Source organism: Niallia sp. FSL W8-0635 (assembly GCF_038007965.1).
In the GTDB taxonomy this organism is placed as follows: domain Bacteria; phylum Bacillota; class Bacilli; order Bacillales; family Cytobacillaceae; genus Niallia.
The window spans coordinates 1,668,452-1,686,548 of sequence record NZ_JBBOYD010000001.1; the positions used below are offsets into that span (position 1 = coordinate 1,668,452).

An 18,097-nucleotide genomic window follows, 5' to 3' on the forward strand; every position below is an offset into this window, starting at 1 on the left:
ATGGCAATGGAGATTTATATTGTAATAGGAATTGTAGTATTTTTGTTAATCGCACTTATTAGTATTTTTGTGGCGAAATATAAGACAGCAGGACCGGATGAAGCACTGATTGTAACAGGAAGCTATTTAGGTTCTAAAAATGTTCATGTCGATGAATCAGGAAATAAAATTAAAATTATTAGAGGGGGAGGGGCATTTATTCTCCCAGTTTTCCAGCAGTCAGAACCACTAAGCTTGCTATCTAGTAAATTAGATGTTTCTACACCAGAAGTATATACAGAGCAAGGTGTTCCTGTAATGGCCGATGGTACAGCGATTATTAAAATTGGTGGTTCCATTGGGGAAATCGCTACAGCTGCTGAACAATTTTTAGGAAAAACAAAACAAGATCGTGAAAATGAAGCGAGAGAAGTATTAGAAGGACATTTACGATCTATCCTCGGTAGTATGACAGTAGAAGAAATTTATAAAAATAGAGATAAGTTTTCACAAGAAGTGCAAAGAGTTGCTTCTCATGACTTAGCTAAAATGGGACTAATCATTGTATCCTTTACCATTAAAGACGTACGAGATAAAAATGGATATTTAGAATCTTTAGGTAAGCCGAGAATAGCTCAAGTAAAACGAGATGCGGATATTGCAACTGCAGAAGCAGATAAAGAAACGAGAATTAAAAAAGCAGAAGCTGATAAGGAAGCTAAAAAGGCTGAATTAGAAAGAGCTACGGAAATTGCTGAAGCGGAAAAAGAAAATCAAATGAAAATTGCCGATTACAGAAGAGATCAAGATATTGCGAAGGCCCGAGCTGACCAAGCGTATGATCTAGAAAGTGCTCGTTCTAAGCAAGAAGTTACCGAACAAGAAATGCAAATTAAGATCATTGAAAGACAAAAACAAATTGAATTAGAAGAAAAAGAAATTCTAAGAAGAGAAAAGCAGTATGATTCAGAGGTTAAAAAGAAAGCCGATGCAGACCGCTATGCAATGGAACAGGGAGCAGAGGCGAATAAACGTCGTGAAATTGCAGAAGCAGATGCTAACCAATATCGTATTGAGTCACAAGCAAAAGCAGAGGCTGAAAAAGTACGTGTAGATGGTCTAGCCAAAGCGGAAGCAGAAAAAGCAAAAGGGGAAACAGAAGCAGAAATTATCCGTCTAAAAGGTTTAGCAGAAGCAGAAGCAAAACGCAAAATTGCAGAAGCATATGCACAATACGGTCAAGCGGCTATCTTAGATATGGTGCTTGAAATGTTACCAGAATATGCGAAACAAGTGGCAAGTCCATTAGCTAATATCGATAAGATTACTGTTGTTGATACAGGAAGTGACGGTAGTAATGGTGGAGCCAATAAAGTAACTGGCTATGCAACAAACTTAATGTCAACAATGCAAGAATCCTTAAAGGCATCTGCTGGAATTGATGTTAAAGAATTGCTTGAGAATTTATCTGGTAAAGGGAATATTCGCCAGAGTATTAACGAGTTAAATAATAATTTAAGCAATAAATCAGCTGAATAAAGGAAGAGAACCCGATAGTGATATCGGGTTTTTTGATGCATCTTTCTAACTCGCATTAAACCGATTACACCACAATTTAATATTTTTTGATTACTCAACTTCTACTCACCCCCCTTAATTTTAAAAATGTAATTTTCTAAACTTACCAGGAGTTAATCCTTCTGTTGATTTGGAAAAGGCTTTTATAAAGTGGGCGATGCTATAGAACCCACATTCAATACTTATTTCTTCAATGGAAAGATTTGTTTCTATTAGTAAGTTTTTTGCTTGAATTAATCGGTAGTTTAATAAATATTGATGGGGACTAGTTCTAACATATTTTTTAAAGGTACGACTAAAATGGTACGTACTTAAATTAGAAATATTACTTAATACCTCGACACTTAATTTTGATGCATAGTTTTCATGAATATACGTTAATGCTGCTTGAATTTCCTGCGGTTTTTTTAGAAGATTGCATCTCTATGCTCATAACCTTTTCGTGAGCTTTCTAATAAATTTCCAAGTTGCTCATATAAGAGTAACGATATGTTAAAATCATTTTCATGATTTGATTCAATGAGAGATAAGATTGTTGGAATATTATTTTTTTGACTAGGAAGTGTAAATACACAACCATTTTTATTATATAGTTCATTATAAAATTCTTGCGCTTGTTTTCCTGAAAAATGCAAAAACTGAAAATTTGTTTCTCCTTTCACATAATAGTGGTGTTTTTCTTTACAATCTAATAGAACAATTTCATTTGCGGAAGCACTAAAAGACTGATCCATGTAATGAAAGTGAATGGTCCCTGATTGAATCCAAAAAAGGATAAAGGAGTTCATATAATCACGTTCAATACTGTAGGGAACATCGACCGTATAATCCCCTCCCCAAAGCGCATAATAGTATATTTTTTTCGCGATATCAGAGGACTCATAGAAGTGGAGTCTTTTCTTATTCTTTAAGCCAGGCTCTACCTTTGGAATATAATAATTCATTTTAATCCCCTCACCATTTAGAATAGATTCTATCTATTTGTAGATTGTATTATAAAAATCGAAAATTTAAAAGTAGTTACACAAAATATAATCAAGAGTTACTCTATATGTACAAAAAATATACAAGACATAATACAAATTATTGAAAAAAATGGCGGATTTCAAACGGAAAATAATCATTTAAGCACTATTATGCAATTTTTTGGCAGGATTTTATAGAGAATAATAATAAAAAATCATATAAACTGAAAACGCATACAAAAAGAGGTTGTCTAATCGTTATTCTATAAAGATATTTTGGGGGAGAGAATGGATATGTCAAGAAGAGCAGAGGGAATTCGTTTTGGAATTGCACCAATTGGTTGGCGAAATGATGATATTCCTGAAATAGGCAAAGAAAATACGTATCAGCAAATTTTAAGTGATGCAGCCGTGGCAAGATTTGAAGGTACAGAAGTAGGTGGTTGTTATCCTACAGATCCAGGAGTATTAAATAAGGAGTTAAAATTACGAAATTTGAGATTAATAGGCCAGTGGTTTAGTGGATTTATTATTCGAGATGGTATAGAACAGGCGAAACAAGATTTTGATAAGCACTGTGCATATTTGAAAGCGGTTAATGCAGATGTGGCAGTATATTCTGAACAAACGTATAGCATTCAAGGAACAAAAAAATGTGTTTATACCGAAAAACCATCATTTTCAGATGAAGAATGGGAATTGTTAGGGGAAGGACTAAATGTTTTGGGTGAGGTTGCCAACAGTTATGGCATTAAACTGGTTTTTCATCATCATATGGGAACTGGTGTTCAAACAAAAGAAGAGGTTGATCGCCTAATGAGCATTACTGATCCATTAAAAGTTCACTTATTATATGATACAGGACATATTTATGTATCGGATAATGAATATATGGCATTATTAACAACTCACTTTGATAGAATTGCTCATGTACATTTTAAAGATGTCCGTGCAGATAAATTGTCTGAAGCAAAAGCTGCAAATAAATCGTTTTTAGATTCCTTCTTGCATGGGGTATTTACAGTTCCTGGAGATGGGGTAATAAATTATAAAGAAATATATGATTATCTAATAGAAAATCATTATAAAGGATGGATAGTAATCGAAGCAGAACAAGATCCAGCCATCGCCAATCCATTAGAATATGCCTTAATGGGTAGAGAGCATCTTGATTTATTGATAGGGTAATAGGGTATGTATCATTGAGAAAAAGTAACAGCGTGATAAAAATGTGAAATAGGGAAATGGTGTTTTAGTGTTTCTTCCTACCACTATTAGTGAATTATTTATATTTAAGGGGAATTAAAAAAGCATGTTAATAAAAAGGTACTGGAGGAGTAAAAAATGAAATTAGCATTTAATGAAGGGACAACATGGGAAAGTGCAACACTTCAACAAAACTTAGATTACTGTGAAAAACATGGATATGATTATATTGAAATTCGGTCGATAGATCAATTGATTGATTATTTAAAAGAACACACATTAGATGATTTAAAAGAATATTTTGATACCCATCATATTAAACCGCTCTCATTAAATGCCCTTTGTTTTTTTAATAATCGAAAGAAAGAGGATGAGTTAAAAGTTATTGAGGAATTTAAAGAGTACTTAGAGATTTGTAAAAAAATTGATTGTGAATATATTTGTGTTGTTCCTTCTAATATAGATGTAACAGAAAAAGGAAAGACTTTGATTGAAGAGGTTAATGCAAGTTGTGTAGAAGTCTTAACCAAATTGTCTGATTTAGCAGAACCATACGGGGTTAAAATTGCGATTGAATTCATTGGAATTCCTGAAAATACAGTAAACACGTTTGCCCAAGCGTATCAAATTGTAAAAGAAATTGATAGAGACAATGTTGGACTAGTGTACGATACATTTCAATTCACTGGTATGGGATCAAGACTGGAAGATGTAACAGAAGAAACAGCAGATAAGCTATTTATATTCCATATTAATGACGTTGAAGGTTACCCTGTCGGACAAATGCATGATACAAACAGAGTTTGGCCAGGCCATGGAGTCATTGATCTAGATGCACATTTGAAAAAATTAAAAGAACTAAATTATGATTTTGTTGCTTCTGTTGAGTTATTTAGACCAGAGTATTATCAAATGGATCCAGAAGAAGTCATTAAAAAAGCAAAAGAAACGACTATTGAAGTTTTACAAAAGCATTATTCTATGTAATAGAATAATAGAAATTTTTTTTAGTGGCTCCCTAAATTAGGGAGCTATTTCTTAAAAAATATCCATTTAATAAAGAGTGCTTTAAGAAGGAAATAAACAATTATGCTTATTAATGGAAATAGGAGTGGAAAATTGTTCACCGTTGTTTTTTACCAAACAATTAGTCTTATTATTTATATGCTTATTGGAGTAATAGTAAAAGTGAAGGGGTATTTTACTAAGCAAGTAAATGTATTTCTAGGATGGTTTTTAACTAATATAGCCCTTCCATCTGCGATATTAAGAAGCTTTCAAATGGAGTATACTGCACAAATAAAAAAACTGATGCTAACTAGTTTGCTGTATTCTATCGTGTTTATTATAGGTACTTTAGGATTAAGCTATTTGTTTTGTGTGATTTTTAAGAGAAAATATGTTGAACGAAGAATGTGGGTATGTTGTTTTACTTTTTCTAGTATTTTATTTATCGGTATGCCAATAGTGGAGGCTTTATATGGAGAAAAGGGATTGATTGTTCTCGTTATTTTTAATACAGTGGCTAATCTTGTTCTCTTTACTATAGGTATAATGATTTTTTCTAATCGTTATCATTTAAAGTGGAAGCAAGTAGTACGAACACCTGCCATTATTGCTGCTTTAGTTGGAGCTACGCTATTCGTATGGAAGATTCCCATTCCTAACTTTATGTATAATAGTCTTAAATATTTGGGGGATATGACAGTACCGTTATCCATGATTTTGAATGGTGCTCTATTCTATTCATCCAATATAAAAAAGGTGTTTTTAGACGTTGATAATTTGTTATTTTCATTTATTCGGTTGATCATTTTTCCCATAATTATTATTGTTATCATGAAGTTTGTAACAGATAATTATCTATTGATTGGGATTGTAGCGCTTATTTCTGGGATGCCGACTGGCGCATTAAATGCCGTTTTTGCTGAAGAATATGCTCAAAAAGGGGAAAAGGTTTCTCAATATATTACCGTTTCTACTATCATAAGCATGTTTTCATTGCACATTATTATGCTATTTTTATAAACGAAATGAAAATCCTAGCTCATAGAAGAAGGGGATAGCATTAAAAAGAAGAATGCCGCTTGGTAATTAGCATTCTTCTTTTTGTTTATTCTTTATGTGGTAAGTTTGGTTATTCTTTCAATTCTTCAATGGAATCAATATCCATATAGCTTGGTACGACAAGACCTAATTTTGTTCCTTCTAGATTAGCACCTAAATCTTCGAATTGGCCTTCGTATTTACTTGCATAGTCTTCATGTGTAATTGGTAACCAGCCGGCAATATGTGCATCTAAGCTGCCGTCAGCAACACCAGTCCACATTGGACCTGCTTCTACTTGACTTAATGTTACATCATAGCCTAAATCACTTAATACTTTGCCGACAACATTTGTACTTGCAATTTCACTATCCCATGCAACATAGCCGATTTTAATTTTGTCACCATCGACGCTATTAACACCGTTAGTCCATTCGCTTACTTTATCAGCGTTGTCTTCCACCCAGCTTTCCGCTGCTTTTTCTGGAGCTTCTCCTTCATAAATATCCATCATAACAACTCCCATATCTTCTGTTGTCCAATGGAAATTATCTAATACTTCATAAGCTTCTGGCATGTCTTCTTTTAATCCATTACGTGCAATGGAATGAATGTTTTCATCTTCGCCAAAAGACCCCTTTGGATCTTCTAAGTATTTTAAATCGTAGGCAGCAAACATCCAGTGTGGAGTCCAACCTGTTACAATAATTGGTTCTTCTTTATCATAAGCTTTTTTAAGAGCGGCAGTCATAGCAGCACTTGATCCTTCAACTAGCTTCCAATCACTTAATTCATAATCACTAATTGCCTGGTTCGTTGCTTTCATTAATCCAGCTCCAGGATCGATACCGATAATTTCATAATCTACTTTTTCACCAACTGTGGCATTTTCGTTATCCGCACTGTTGGAACCACAGGCAGCTAACCCTAAAGTAAGTGTAATTGCTCCTAGTAAACTTGTCATTTTTTTCATATTAATTTGCCCCCTTTTTTTTTCTTCCCACATTCTGGGTAATTCTATCTAAAATGATGGCAAGCACAACAATGGATATACCGGCTTCAAACCCACGACCAATTTGAATTTGGGTTACAGCACGATAAACATCGGCACCAAGTCCTGGTGCACCAACCATTGCAGCGATAACAACCATTGATAGCGCAAGCATGATACTTTGATTAATACCAGCTAATATTGTTGGCATTGCAAGTGGTAATTGAACTTTTATTAATTTTTGAGAAGTTGTACTACCGAAACTTTCTGTAGCTTCTGTAATATCACTTGGAACCTGTTGAATTCCTAGAATCGTTAAGCGTATAGTAGGTGGCATTGAGAAAATAACAGATGCGACAACCCCTGGCACTACTCCGATACTAAAGAAGAATATAGCAGGAATGAGATAGACAAATGCTGGCATTGTTTGCATAAAGTCTAATATTGGAATGACAATATTGCGGACAGTACTATTTTGAGAAGCCCAAATGCCTAGCGGAATACCGATTACAATGGAAATAAATACGGCAGATAGCACAAGTGCTAATGTATCAAGCATTGGCTCCCAATAACCTAAATTATCTACAAGTAATAAACCTATAAGTGTAAATAGTGCAATCTTCTTATTCGCTAATTTCCAAGCTAGTAATGCTAATAAAATAATTAATAGAATAGGAGGAATAAATCCAAAGAAAGCTACTAATGTATTAACTACAAATTCTAGTACTGCTGTAATTCCATCAAATAATACTTCAAAAGTAGTTGTAAGCCAGTCGACAAAGGAATCAATCCAATCTGCAACAGGTAGCTTAGGGAATAGATTATTCATTATTCATTCCCCCCAACTAACGCAATTTCTTCTGCTTCGGGTGTATTTATAAGATCATTATTACCAGCAAGTGCCCCTATAACTGCACCTCTTACTAAAATCCCTTTTAACCTATTTTGCTCATCAATAACAGCAACTGGAATGATTGCCGTAGAAACCTTATCGAATAGGTCAGATAATAATGTATCACCAGTTACAGTAATAACATCTTTTTGCAGGATGGTTTCAATTCCTTCATTTTTCTCACTAGCATTACGTGCATCATCAGCAGTAATGGCTCCAAGAAGCTCTCTACGCTTATTTACAACATAGATACTGGAAATTCCGAGTTTCTTCATCATTTGTAATGCGACGCGAGGACCTTTGTCTATATTTACAGCCTCTGCTCGTTTCATAATGTGATTTGCCGTTAATACTTTCGATAAATCAACATCTTCGACAAATCGTTCTACATAATCATTGGAAGGATTCATTAAAATCTCTTCAGGTGTTCCAACTTGAACAATGGACCCATCCTTCATTAATGCGATACGATCACCAATGCGCAAAGCTTCATCTAAATCATGTGTAATAAAGATGATTGTCTTTTCCATATTGGATTGCAAGTCTAATAACTCGTCCTGCATATCTTTGCGAATTAAAGGATCTAGTGCGCTAAATGCTTCATCCATTAAAAGAATATCAGGATCGTTTGCTAATGCACGAGCAAGACCTACCCTTTGTTGCATTCCGCCACTTAATTGATCAGGATATTGGTTTTCATAACCTGTTAAACCAACTAGTTTAAGAGCTTCTAAGGCTTGTTCTTTTCTCTTTTCTTTATCTACCCCTTGAATTTCTAAACCAAATTCAGCATTTTCTAAGATTGTTCGATGGGGAAGTAACGCGAATTTCTGAAAGACCATACTTATTTTTTCTCTACGAACCTTACGTAACTCTTCTTTAGACATACGTACAATGTCTTTCCCATCAATGTAAATATTCCCGATGGTAGGATCAATTAGACGGTTAAACATACGAACTAATGTTGATTTACCACTACCTGAAAGACCCATGATTACAAATATTTCTCCAGGATTTACTTCAAAACTAGCCTTATTTACACCGACTGTTGCACCAGTTTTTTTTAGAATATCTTTTTTAGATTCACCATTATTTAATAACTGAATGGCTTTTTTCGTATTCTTTCCGAAAATTTTTGTTACATTTTCGATTTTTAATTTTGCCATACTTTCCATATTTTCACCTCTTTAATTCTAGCCGCTCTTATGTATATCGAGCCCTCACTTATTATACTGGTTAGTTAGTAATCATTTCAAACTGTATAATCAGTTAAAAACATTCATTCTGAACGTACAGAAAAAACTGAACGAACTGTAGTGTCTAAATTCTTAAAAATACGCCCATATGCTACCTTTTCCTATCATGGATGCTACTTTACTTTTTTTCCAATCATGTTAATCTATAAACAGAAAATGCATTTAGGTTTTTGATTATGGAATTCACCTTGATTATTGAAATAATCATCATTACAATGAATAAGTAAACATAAAATATGGATGTGAATGATAAATGACAGATAGGGAGCAGTTAAATATTGCTCGAGAGAGAGTAATTGATTCTGTAGCTCAAAATATGGATCTTTATGGCGTGACAGAATCAATAGGTAGATTGTATGGAATGTTATTGTTCCAGCAAAATCCAATGACTCTTGACGAAATGAAAGAAGAGCTGGGAATGAGTAAAACCAGTATGAGTACCTCGGTTCGAACATTGCTTGAATTAAAAATGGTGGACAAAGTATGGAGAAAAGGTGTTCGAAAAGATTTATATAAAGCGGAAGAAGATTGGTATCAATCATTTATCGATTTTTTCACGATTAAATGGAGATTAGCAATTACAGAAAATGTTTATGCAATTGAAAAGTCCATTAATGAGTTAAAAGTCTTGATAGATAAAGATGGTATTTCTGAAGATGTAAGGAAAGATGCAGAAAATGATTTAGAAAAATTAAACTATGCCATCCAATATTATGACTGGCTTGATCGTTTTGTAGATAGTTTAGAATCCCAAGAGATTTTTAATTTAGTACCGAAAAAAGAAGACAATTAATTTAGTTTATCGACAAAAAGATTTTAGTAAGTTTAATTTAATTTTTATGCGTTGCTTGGAGCGAACCCCTGTAGCGGAAAGCAATATCTTATTCGAAGAGATTAATAAATAATATAAAAATGTCTGTCTCAAAATATCGGAGTTAGTCTACAGTTTGAATTAATTGAATTATTATTTTTAAAAAAATGTTTTCATTTAGAGGGTTAAACCAATCCTTAAATGAAAACATTTTTTGTTCTTTTCTAAAGAATTTGGTGTATTTCTCGAAAAAAAGTAAGAAAAAGATGAAAGAGGATATCACATGATTTGGGCAAAAACTGGTTAAAAAACCTAAAAAATGTGCATTTGTCTATCGCACATTTTAAATTCCTGAATAGGATATATGGAATCAAAAAAAGGAGGTTTTTATTCATGGGTGAAGTTGGAGTAGGTTACGGCGGAGGTTTCGCTCTTTTAGTAGTATTATTTATTTTATTGGTGATTATCGGTGCTTCTTGGGGTTACGGCGGATTTTAATAATCCGTAACCAATATAGAAATTAAAAGGAGGAACTAGAATGTACGGATATGGTGGTTATGGATATCCTGGCTATGGCTACGGTGGTGCTGGTTACGGCGGAGGTTTCGCCTTAATCGTTGTTTTATTCATTCTTTTAATCATTGTAGGTGCAGCTTGCTTTAAATGGTAAAAAGTTAAAATGAAGGAGACTGATTCGAAGAGTCAGTCTCCTTTTCATCTATACATAGGTAAAATCAAATTATATGGAATAAAAGTTTTTGGTATTTATTAAAAGTTGGCTGTACATAGTTGGTACATTATTTTTTTTCAATGCGGATAAAGTGTGAATGGTATGATGAATCAAAGTCGGAACATTTTTCTGATGGAGAAAAGGACCTTCTAGTTGCCAAGGACCATCTGTTTCTACCATTATATGATCAATTGGGAATCGACTTGCAAGCTGGCGAGTTTTCTCCTTATATAATAAATCAGGAGTAAGGGAAATATAATACCCATTTGTGATCATTTGTTCGGTTGTTTTCGTGCTCCCCTTAAACCAGTGAAAGTGAACCTTTGAAAAGCTGTGTTTTTCAAGTAAATGAATGGCTATATCAGCATCGTCGTAAACGCTATGTAGAATAAGGGGTTTATCTAATTTTTTTGCTAGTAAAATAAATTGTTCTAATAGTTCAATATAAGGCTCTAAAGGAATAGCGGAAGGATCCATTTTCCTTCTATAGTATGGTAAACCGACTTCGCCAACGGCAGTCATGGAATCTTTATTTGTATAAATCCATGTAAATAAATTGGATAAGTAAGTGTCAGAAGGAATCGGTTGCTCTGGATGATAACCATAGGCAGCTTTTATAAAATCAAACGTTTGACTCCATTTTTTGGTCGTAATACATGAGTCTAAATCTGTTGAAACAGAAATAGCAGCTAGTAATGTATCTTCACGAGCAAACTGAATAATATCGTCGTTACTATATTGATCTAAGTGAATATGCGCATCTATTATCTGATTCATCTTTTGCCACCTTTTTATTTTATAATGGAAAGAAGTAGTGAAAATTTGTACAGTTTAATTATATCAGAAGGAAATAGGAAGAGAGTATCGCTTATTGTATAGGAATTGGAATAAGCGGTTTGAGTTTGAGTACTTTAAGACTTTTGATAAAATAAAGGAATGAGAAGTGTGTTAGGGGGACTGGTGGATGGATTCATTAAATCAACTAATAAAATCTGCAAATAATTTAGTTGTATTTACAGGAGCAGGAATGTCTACTGAGAGTGGTTTACCTGATTTTCGGTCGGCAAATCGAGGATTATGGACAAGGGATCAAAAACAATATCTTTCAAGTACTAATGCCTTAAATGATCATTTACAGGAATTTATAGAATTTTATAAAAAAAGAGTTCAAGGAATCCATGAATTTAAGCCTCATAAAGGGCATAACATTCTTGCTGAATGGGAAAAAATGGGGGTTTTAAAACAAATCATTACCCAAAATGTTGATGGATTTCATCAAGAAGCTGGAAACGAAAAAGTTGCAGAATTACATGGAACGTTAAAAAAAGTTCATTGTGAGACGTGTGGTGCGAGTTATCTTAGTGAAGAATATTTACATGGGAATTATGCATGTAGCTGTGGAGGAGTATTGAGACCGTCTATTGTTCTCTTTGGTGAAATGCTTCCAGAAAAGCCTTTTTTAACAGCAGAAGAAGCTGCGATAAAGTCAGATGTCTTTTTAGTATTAGGCTCTTCCTTATCGGTTTCACCAGCAAATCAATTTCCATTACTTGCTGTTGAAACAGGAGCTAAGTTAATTATTGTGAATAAAGAACCAACAGAAATGGATGGGATTGCAGATTACGTTATTCATGAACCAATTGGCAGTGTATTAAAGGAAATAAATTCTAAGCTTTGAAATAATCAGTATTGTTAGGAGCGTATAGGATTTAAAGTTCCTAAAGAATATAGAAGAAAATAGTCAAAATAAACGAGTAGAATACATTTAAACCCATTGCAAACTTCGATATATCGAGATAATATAAGGGAATGGACTAAATTTGAAAGCGTAAAAAGAGAGGAAAGTAACATGTCAAAGAATTTTAAACAGGATGTACTGTCTCGTCGCACCTTTGCGATTATTTCCCATCCGGATGCCGGAAAAACGACATTAACGGAAAAACTATTACTATTCGGTGGCGCAATTCGCGATGCTGGAACAGTAAAAGGAAAGAAGACAGGAAAATATGCAACAAGTGACTGGATGGAGATTGAAAAGCAAAGAGGAATTTCCGTAACATCCAGTGTGATGCAATTCGATTACCAAGATGCACGAGTGAATATTCTGGATACCCCAGGTCACCAAGATTTTAGTGAGGACACCTACCGTACGCTTACAGCAGTGGATAGTGCTGTCATGATTATTGATTCGGCAAAAGGGATAGAGGAACAAACCTTAAAACTATTTAAAGTTTGTAAAATGAGAGGCATCCCTATTTTTACATTTATTAATAAATTGGATCGCCAAGGGAAAGCACCTCTTGAATTACTTGCAGAATTGGAAGAAGTAATGGGCATAGAGTCCTATCCAATGAATTGGCCGATTGGAATGGGGAAAGAATTTTTAGGAATATATGACCGTTTTTATAAACGGATTGAACAGTTCCGTGTGAAAGATAGTGAAAAATATATTCCGTTGAATGAAGATGGAGAAATTGATGGAGACCATCCGATTAAAAGGGATTCTTTATATGATCAAACATTAGAAGAAATCATGCTTTTAAATGAAGCTGGAAATGAATTCTCAGAGGAAAAAATTAATAACGGAGATTTAACGCCTGTATTTTTCGGCAGTGCATTAAGCAACTTTGGTGTTCAAACGTTTTTAGAAACGTATTTACAATTTGCACCATCTCCACAAGCAAGAAAATCTTCTGTTGGCGAGATTGATCCACTTACTGAGGAGTTTTCAGGGTTTATTTTTAAAATCCAAGCGAATATGAATCCAGCTCACCGTGACCGTATCGCTTTCTTACGCATATGTTCAGGGAAATTTGAAAGAGGAATGACTGTAAACTTACCGAGAACTGGGAAGCAAGTGAAGCTAGCTCAATCGACTCAATTTATGGCAGATGATCGAAGTACTGTTAATGAAGCGGTTAGCGGAGATATTATTGGACTATATGACCCAGGTTTCTATCAAATTGGAGATACATTAACAGTTAGTAAGAATACCTTTCAATATGAAAAATTACCACAGTTTACTCCAGAGCTTTTTGTAAAGGTGACGGCAAAAAATGTTATGAAACAAAAGCATTTCCATAAAGGAATTCAGCAGCTTGTGCAAGAAGGTGCCATTCAATTGTATAAGACTGTAAAAACAGAAGATTATCTTCTTGGAGCAGTAGGTCAATTGCAATTTGAAGTGTTCGAGCATCGCATGAGAAATGAATACAATGTAGAAGTGATTATGGAACATGTAGGTTCTAAAATTGCTCGTTGGTTAGTGGACGAAGAGGTAAATGAAAACCTTTCTAGCGGAAGAAGCTTATTAGTGGAAGACCGCTTCGGTAAAAAAGCATTTTTATTTGAAAATGAATTTGCTTTGCGATGGTTCCAAGATAAAAATCCAGAAGTGAAATTATTTAATCCAATGGATGAACAAGAATAATTAAAAAAGAGATTGTTCCAATTAGGTTTCTTCGATTTTTTCAAGGAGACTTTTATTGGAACAGTCTCTTTTATTTTTACAGGCGGACACTTTTAGATGAAGGTTTGTATATTTAGTAATAGTTTAGCTAAGTCTAATTGTTAATAAAGAGAATTTCATGTAAAGATTGTGTCAGGTTTTTGAACAAATGATAAGAATAGAGGATGGGAGAAAACATGTGTTTATACTAAAAAGATGGCTTTTTAGTATATTAATATAATTTACAGCCGTTTTTTTTACTTGTTTATGCTATTGTTTTTCGCAAAACATTATTCATTGATGGAGATTTATAGGATAAAAGAAAGTCTTTCGATAGACGAATTACTGATATATAAGGTTTTTGTATTACTAAATAAAAATGAAAACGCTTAAGAATTATAAAAATTAAAAGTTTTCAAAAAACTATTTGTATTTCAAAAAAAAATAGGTATAATAAAAACAAGTTGTTATAAAAGTTAACAAACAAATGTTAATTAATTTGACTTGTTAGCTATTAGCAATGATGATACTATCTTTCGTTGTAATAAGAGTATTCTTATATATTAAATAGATTGAATATTCGTTCAATGTGAGTCTGATAGTATCATAAAAAAATAGACTATAGGGGGATAAGTTGCATGAAAAAAAGTTTGTCGCTTATTTTTAGCATTTTATTAGTGCTTGTACTTGCTTTAGCTGGATGTTCAAGTAAGACAGGATCTGAAGGGGATAGTAGTAGTGGAGCAAAATCAAGTTCTTCTAAAAGTCTACTTGACACTATTAAAGATAGAGGAACTTTAAAAGCTGGTGTCAATGATGCGCTTCCTGGTTTTGGATACATAGGATCAGATGGAAAAAATACTGGTTTTGATGTTGATTTTGCAAAAGCAGTTGCAGCAGGCGTACTTGGAGATGCTACGAAAATTGAATTTAGACCATTATCCGCTACTGACCGTTTTACAGCTGTTCAGTCTGGTGAAGTTGACGTATTAGTACGTAACACAACTTGGACAACAAACCGTGATGCAGAAGTAGGTTTAAGCTTTGCTCCAGTAACTTTCTATGACGGGCAAGGAATTATGGTACCAAAAGATAGTAATATCAAAACATTAGAAGATTTAGAAGGGAAAACAATTGGTGTAGAAACAGGAACAACTACTGAATTAAACTTAGCTGATCAAATGAAAGCTGCAGGAGTTAACTATACAGCACAAACATTTGATAATGCTGATGCTGTAATAGCTGCATATGAGCAAGGCTCTATCGATGCATGGACAACAGATAAATCAGGACTAGTTTCACGTCAGTCTACATTACAAGATCCTGATGCGCATATTATTTTAGATGAAACACTATCAAAAGAACCATTAGCTCCAGCTGTTAAAGATGGAGATGAAAAATGGGCAGATGCAGTAACATGGATTGTATTTGCAACGATTCAAGCAGAAGAGTTTGGAATTACTTCTCAAAATGTAGATGATTTCTTAACGAGCGAAAACCCAGAAATTCAACGTCTTTTAGGAGTGGAAGGAAATCTTGGTGAACAATTAGGCCTTTCCAATGATTTCGCATACCAAGTAATTAAGCAAGTTGGTAACTATGGGGAAATTTATGATCGCAACTTAGGTCCAGATACAGTGTTCAAATTAGAGCGTGCTCAAAATGCATTATATAGTGATGGCGGATTATTGTACTCTATTCCGTTCCGTTAAGTTAAACTGATAAATTGATTAATAAGGGGGTTCTCAAAACCAAAGTATCACACCCTTTTGAGTACCCCCTATTCTTTTAAGTGAGAGGTGAGAAAGAGTGGAAATAAAAAAGACAACATCGACTCCTCTTTGGAGAAATAGAAAAATGATTCCTATTATTGCCCAAATCCTCTTTGTCATTATAGTAGGAATAGTAATTGCCTTTATGGTAAGAAATGTGATGTCAGGTCTAGAACAAATTGGATTGACGCTTGGATTAAGCTATTTAAATCTAAAAGCATCCTTTCCAATTGCAGAATCTATTATTAGCTATACCCCTGATGATCCTTATACTCGAGCTTTATTGGTTGGATTATTAAATACATTTAAGGTTTCTATCATTGGAATTATATTTGCAAGTATTATTGGAGTAATAGTAGGAATTGCACGTTTATCTGATAACTGGTTAGTAAGTAAGGTTGCAACTGTTTATGTTGAGGTTTTTAGAAATACACCACTTTTGGTGCAAATCTTTATATGGAACTTTGCAGTATTTTTACCGATGCCAAAAATTCAAGATGCACTTTCTATTGGTAGCTTCTATTTTTCTAACAGAGGAGCGTCTATTCCGTGGTTTACCTTACAAGATAATACGGCTATTTGGCTTATTGTACTTGTTCTCTTAATTGTAGCTAGTGTGTTTTTGTATAGAAAATTAATGAAAGTCTCTTTAGAATCTGGTAAGTCTACATATCCTTTAATAAGTAGTATTGGATTAATAGCAATTGGCGCAATTATTACATTTATTGTTTTAGGAAATGGACCTTTTGGTGTATCGGTTCCGGTTTTTAATGGTAATGCTTTTGCAGGTGGGACATCATTATCCATTGGATTTATGTCTGTGTTAGTTGCACTAACAATATATACATCTACTTTTATTTCGGAAATAGTCCGTGCGGGAATTATGGGTGTTCCAAAAGGGCAGACAGAAGCGGCAAAAGCACTTGGCTTTAAAAGTCGTACCGCTCTTCGTTTAATCATTTTCCCACAGGCAATTAGAATTATTATTCCGCCGTTAACAAGCCAGTATTTAAATTTAATAAAGAACTCAAGCTTGGCGATGGCAGTCGCATATCAAGATATTGTTGGAATTGGAAATACAATCATTAATCAGACAGGACATACGTTAGAAACATTGTTAATTGTTATTTCTGTATATTTATTATTTAGCTTAACTACATCCCTGTTAATGAATCTTTTCAACAAAAAATTCCAGCTGGTAGAAAGGTAGGGATGCAAATTGGATAATATACAATTGGAAAACACGGAACCAGTTTTGGAAAAGAAAAAATTAACTAGTCAGAAGAAACTACAGTTATGGTTGAAAAATAATTTATTTAAAGATTGGAAAAATGCAATACTGACTATTGTCACGCTAATGTTCACGATTTATTTACTTGTAAATATTGGCGGATTCCTAGTAGCAAGTGAATGGAGTGTAGTGACAGATAATCTAAGGCTACTTTTCGTGGGGCAATTTCCGATAGAGGAAATTTGGAGATTATGGGTATCCATTCTATTTTTATCCGTATTATTAGGTACTTCTTGGGGTGTTTGGAGAGGTATTATCGGTCATGTAGCTATTAGTCTTGGTGCTCTATTATTGGTATTCGGCATTCTTCCTTATACGGAAATCGAATCGAAAGTGTATTTGTTTTCAAGTGTTGTAGCGATTGGTGTTTTTTATTTCGTGGGAAAGTATGTTCCTAAATTAAAAATTCCTATGCTTGTGTTATGGATATTATATATTCCAATCTGTCTTTCTATTATTAATGGATTTGGAGTATTAGAGCCAGTTAAAACAAATATATGGGGCGGATTTTTATTAACATTAATAATCGCATCGGTATCCATTATATGTTCTTTTCCACTAGGATTACTACTTGCAGTTGGAAGACGAAGTAAACTGCCTATTATTAAATATTGCTGTATTTTATATATTGAATTAATTCGTGGGATGCCACTGATTATGGTCTTATTTATTGCCCAGTTATTGCTTCCTATGTTCCTTGGTGGCATTCAACTGGATAATGTTGTTCGTGCTATGATTGCCTTCACTTTATTTAGTGCAGCTTATTTAGCAGAAAATATCCGTGGTGGTTTGCAATCTATACCTAGAGGGCAATTTGAGGCAGCGCAGGCACTTGGGTTAAACAATATCAAGATGATGGTTTTTGTTGTTTTACCACAAGCCTTAAAAGCAGTTATTCCTGCAATGGTTGGTCAATTTATTTCTGTTTTTAAAGATACATCATTGGTTGCAGTTATAGGATTAGCGGATTTTCTTGGGATGGGAAAGAAAATAGCTGCCAACCCTGAATATCTAGGTAAATATATGGAGTTATACATCGTCATTGCGTTTATATACTTCATTTTCTGCTTCTTAATGTCCCATGTTAGTAAACATATAGAAAAATCACTTGGTGTAGGAACGAGATAGAAAG

General features: G+C 33.9%; 18 protein-coding genes. 12 read left to right on the plus strand and 6 right to left on the minus strand.

The genetic code is table 11. From position 1 onward, the window contains the following. Positions 1–1,518, plus strand: a complete 1,518-nt coding sequence (locus NYE52_RS07760; RefSeq protein WP_341192546.1) for a flotillin family protein — start codon at positions 1–3, stop codon at positions 1,516–1,518. 120 nt (positions 1,519–1,638) lie between these two features. Here the strand turns inward: NYE52_RS07760 and NYE52_RS24700 are convergent, their stop codons facing one another. Both NYE52_RS24700 and NYE52_RS07765 read right to left on the minus strand, forming a co-directional pair. After that, a complete protein-coding gene (locus NYE52_RS24700) occupies positions 1,639–1,950 on the minus strand; it encodes a helix-turn-helix domain-containing protein (RefSeq protein WP_445669141.1) in 312 nt (103 codons plus the stop codon). Between the two features lie 14 nt (positions 1,951–1,964). After that, on the minus strand, positions 1,965–2,501 hold the full coding sequence (locus tag NYE52_RS07765) for a hypothetical protein (protein WP_341192547.1): 537 nt from the start codon (positions 2,499–2,501) through the stop codon (positions 1,965–1,967). A 315-nt stretch (positions 2,502–2,816) separates the two neighbouring features. On the opposite strand from NYE52_RS07765, the gene iolE reads away from it, so the two are divergent. From iolE to NYE52_RS07780, 3 genes are all read left to right on the plus strand, one after another. Then, the gene (gene iolE, locus NYE52_RS07770; RefSeq protein ID WP_341192548.1) at positions 2,817–3,710 is read left to right on the plus strand and encodes a myo-inosose-2 dehydratase; all 894 of its coding nucleotides are present in this window, start codon (positions 2,817–2,819) and stop codon (positions 3,708–3,710) included. 156 nt (positions 3,711–3,866) lie between these two features. Beyond that, positions 3,867–4,715, plus strand: coding sequence for a sugar phosphate isomerase/epimerase family protein (locus NYE52_RS07775; RefSeq protein ID WP_341192549.1), 849 nt, complete (start codon positions 3,867–3,869; stop codon positions 4,713–4,715). A gap of 132 nt (positions 4,716–4,847) precedes the next feature. After that, entirely contained in the window at positions 4,848–5,756 is a 909-nt protein-coding gene (locus NYE52_RS07780) for an AEC family transporter (protein ID WP_341192550.1), read from the plus strand. Positions 5,757–5,865: 109 nt separating this feature from the next. Here the strand turns inward: NYE52_RS07780 and NYE52_RS07785 are convergent, their stop codons facing one another. From NYE52_RS07785 to proV, 3 genes are read right to left on the minus strand one after another with little or no spacing between them, the layout of a single operon-like run. Then, complete coding sequence (locus NYE52_RS07785) at positions 5,866–6,747, minus strand: glycine betaine ABC transporter substrate-binding protein (protein WP_341192551.1); 882 nt, start codon at positions 6,745–6,747, stop codon at positions 5,866–5,868. 1 nt (position 6,748) lies between these two features. After that, positions 6,749–7,594, minus strand: coding sequence for an ABC transporter permease (locus NYE52_RS07790; RefSeq protein ID WP_341192552.1), 846 nt, complete (start codon positions 7,592–7,594; stop codon positions 6,749–6,751). Beyond that, positions 7,594–8,832 (minus strand): glycine betaine/L-proline ABC transporter ATP-binding protein ProV, encoded by a 1,239-nt coding sequence (gene proV, locus NYE52_RS07795; protein ID WP_341192553.1) that lies wholly within the window; start codon positions 8,830–8,832, stop codon positions 7,594–7,596. The genes NYE52_RS07790 and proV overlap by 1 nt, the downstream gene beginning before the upstream one ends. A 334-nt stretch (positions 8,833–9,166) precedes the next feature. Between proV and NYE52_RS07800 the strand changes: the two genes are divergently transcribed. From NYE52_RS07800 to NYE52_RS07810, 3 genes are all read left to right on the plus strand, one after another. Further along, positions 9,167–9,706: a GbsR/MarR family transcriptional regulator gene (locus NYE52_RS07800; protein ID WP_341192554.1), complete on the plus strand. Its 540-nt coding sequence runs from the start codon at positions 9,167–9,169 to the stop codon at positions 9,704–9,706. A 411-nt stretch (positions 9,707–10,117) separates the two neighbouring features. After that, positions 10,118–10,222, plus strand: coding sequence for a YjcZ family sporulation protein (locus NYE52_RS07805; RefSeq protein WP_081836530.1), 105 nt, complete (start codon positions 10,118–10,120; stop codon positions 10,220–10,222). 40 nt (positions 10,223–10,262) lie between these two features. Continuing rightward, positions 10,263–10,394, plus strand: a complete 132-nt coding sequence (locus tag NYE52_RS07810; protein WP_341192555.1) for a YjcZ family sporulation protein — start codon at positions 10,263–10,265, stop codon at positions 10,392–10,394. Positions 10,395–10,463: 69 nt separating this feature from the next. On the opposite strand, the gene NYE52_RS07815 is transcribed toward NYE52_RS07810, so the two are convergent. Further along, positions 10,464–11,231 carry a TatD family hydrolase gene (locus tag NYE52_RS07815; protein WP_341192556.1) on the minus strand — a complete coding sequence of 256 codons (768 nt, stop codon included), beginning with the start codon at positions 11,229–11,231 and terminating at the stop codon, positions 10,464–10,466. Positions 11,232–11,418: 187 nt separating this feature from the next. On the opposite strand from NYE52_RS07815, the gene NYE52_RS07820 reads away from it, so the two are divergent. The 5 genes from NYE52_RS07820 (at position 11,419) to NYE52_RS07840 (ending at position 18,093) form a co-directional block, all read left to right on the plus strand. Next, positions 11,419–12,132, plus strand: a complete 714-nt coding sequence (locus NYE52_RS07820) for an NAD-dependent deacylase (protein ID WP_341192557.1) — start codon at positions 11,419–11,421, stop codon at positions 12,130–12,132. 171 nt (positions 12,133–12,303) lie between these two features. Beyond that, complete coding sequence (locus NYE52_RS07825; protein WP_341192558.1) at positions 12,304–13,884, plus strand: peptide chain release factor 3; 1,581 nt, start codon at positions 12,304–12,306, stop codon at positions 13,882–13,884. A 656-nt stretch (positions 13,885–14,540) separates the two neighbouring features. After that, complete coding sequence (locus NYE52_RS07830) at positions 14,541–15,614, plus strand: amino acid ABC transporter substrate-binding protein (protein WP_341192559.1); 1,074 nt, start codon at positions 14,541–14,543, stop codon at positions 15,612–15,614. 97 nt (positions 15,615–15,711) lie between these two features. Beyond that, complete coding sequence (locus NYE52_RS07835) at positions 15,712–16,884, plus strand: amino acid ABC transporter permease (RefSeq protein ID WP_341192560.1); 1,173 nt, start codon at positions 15,712–15,714, stop codon at positions 16,882–16,884. Positions 16,885–16,893: 9 nt separating this feature from the next. Next, complete coding sequence (locus NYE52_RS07840) at positions 16,894–18,093, plus strand: amino acid ABC transporter permease (RefSeq protein WP_341192561.1); 1,200 nt, start codon at positions 16,894–16,896, stop codon at positions 18,091–18,093. The last annotated feature ends 4 nt before the right edge of the window (positions 18,094–18,097 follow it).

Excerpts from the sequence above, each read along its gene's own strand:
- NYE52_RS07790 (WP_341192552.1), bottom strand. The coding sequence starts at position 7,594 with ATGAATAATCTATTCCCTAAGCTACCTGTTGCAGATTGGATTGATTCC.
- proV (WP_341192553.1), bottom strand. The coding sequence starts at position 8,832 with ATGGAAAGTATGGCAAAATTAAAAATCGAAAATGTAACAAAAATTTTC.
- NYE52_RS07785 (WP_341192551.1), bottom strand. The coding sequence starts at position 6,747 with ATGAAAAAAATGACAAGTTTACTAGGAGCAATTACACTTACTTTAGGG.
- NYE52_RS07775 (WP_341192549.1), top strand. The coding sequence starts at position 3,867 with ATGAAATTAGCATTTAATGAAGGGACAACATGGGAAAGTGCAACACTT.
- NYE52_RS07815 (WP_341192556.1), bottom strand. The coding sequence starts at position 11,231 with ATGAATCAGATAATAGATGCGCATATTCACTTAGATCAATATAGTAAC.
- NYE52_RS07820 (WP_341192557.1), top strand. The coding sequence starts at position 11,419 with ATGGATTCATTAAATCAACTAATAAAATCTGCAAATAATTTAGTTGTA.
- NYE52_RS07830 (WP_341192559.1), top strand. The coding sequence starts at position 14,541 with ATGAAAAAAAGTTTGTCGCTTATTTTTAGCATTTTATTAGTGCTTGTA.
- iolE (WP_341192548.1), top strand. The coding sequence starts at position 2,817 with ATGTCAAGAAGAGCAGAGGGAATTCGTTTTGGAATTGCACCAATTGGT.
- NYE52_RS07825 (WP_341192558.1), top strand. The coding sequence starts at position 12,304 with ATGTCAAAGAATTTTAAACAGGATGTACTGTCTCGTCGCACCTTTGCG.
- NYE52_RS07805 (WP_081836530.1), top strand. The coding sequence starts at position 10,118 with ATGGGTGAAGTTGGAGTAGGTTACGGCGGAGGTTTCGCTCTTTTAGTA.
- NYE52_RS07810 (WP_341192555.1), top strand. The coding sequence starts at position 10,263 with ATGTACGGATATGGTGGTTATGGATATCCTGGCTATGGCTACGGTGGT.
- NYE52_RS07765 (WP_341192547.1), bottom strand. The coding sequence starts at position 2,501 with ATGAATTATTATATTCCAAAGGTAGAGCCTGGCTTAAAGAATAAGAAA.
- NYE52_RS07800 (WP_341192554.1), top strand. The coding sequence starts at position 9,167 with ATGACAGATAGGGAGCAGTTAAATATTGCTCGAGAGAGAGTAATTGAT.
- NYE52_RS07760 (WP_341192546.1), top strand. The coding sequence starts at position 1 with ATGGCAATGGAGATTTATATTGTAATAGGAATTGTAGTATTTTTGTTA.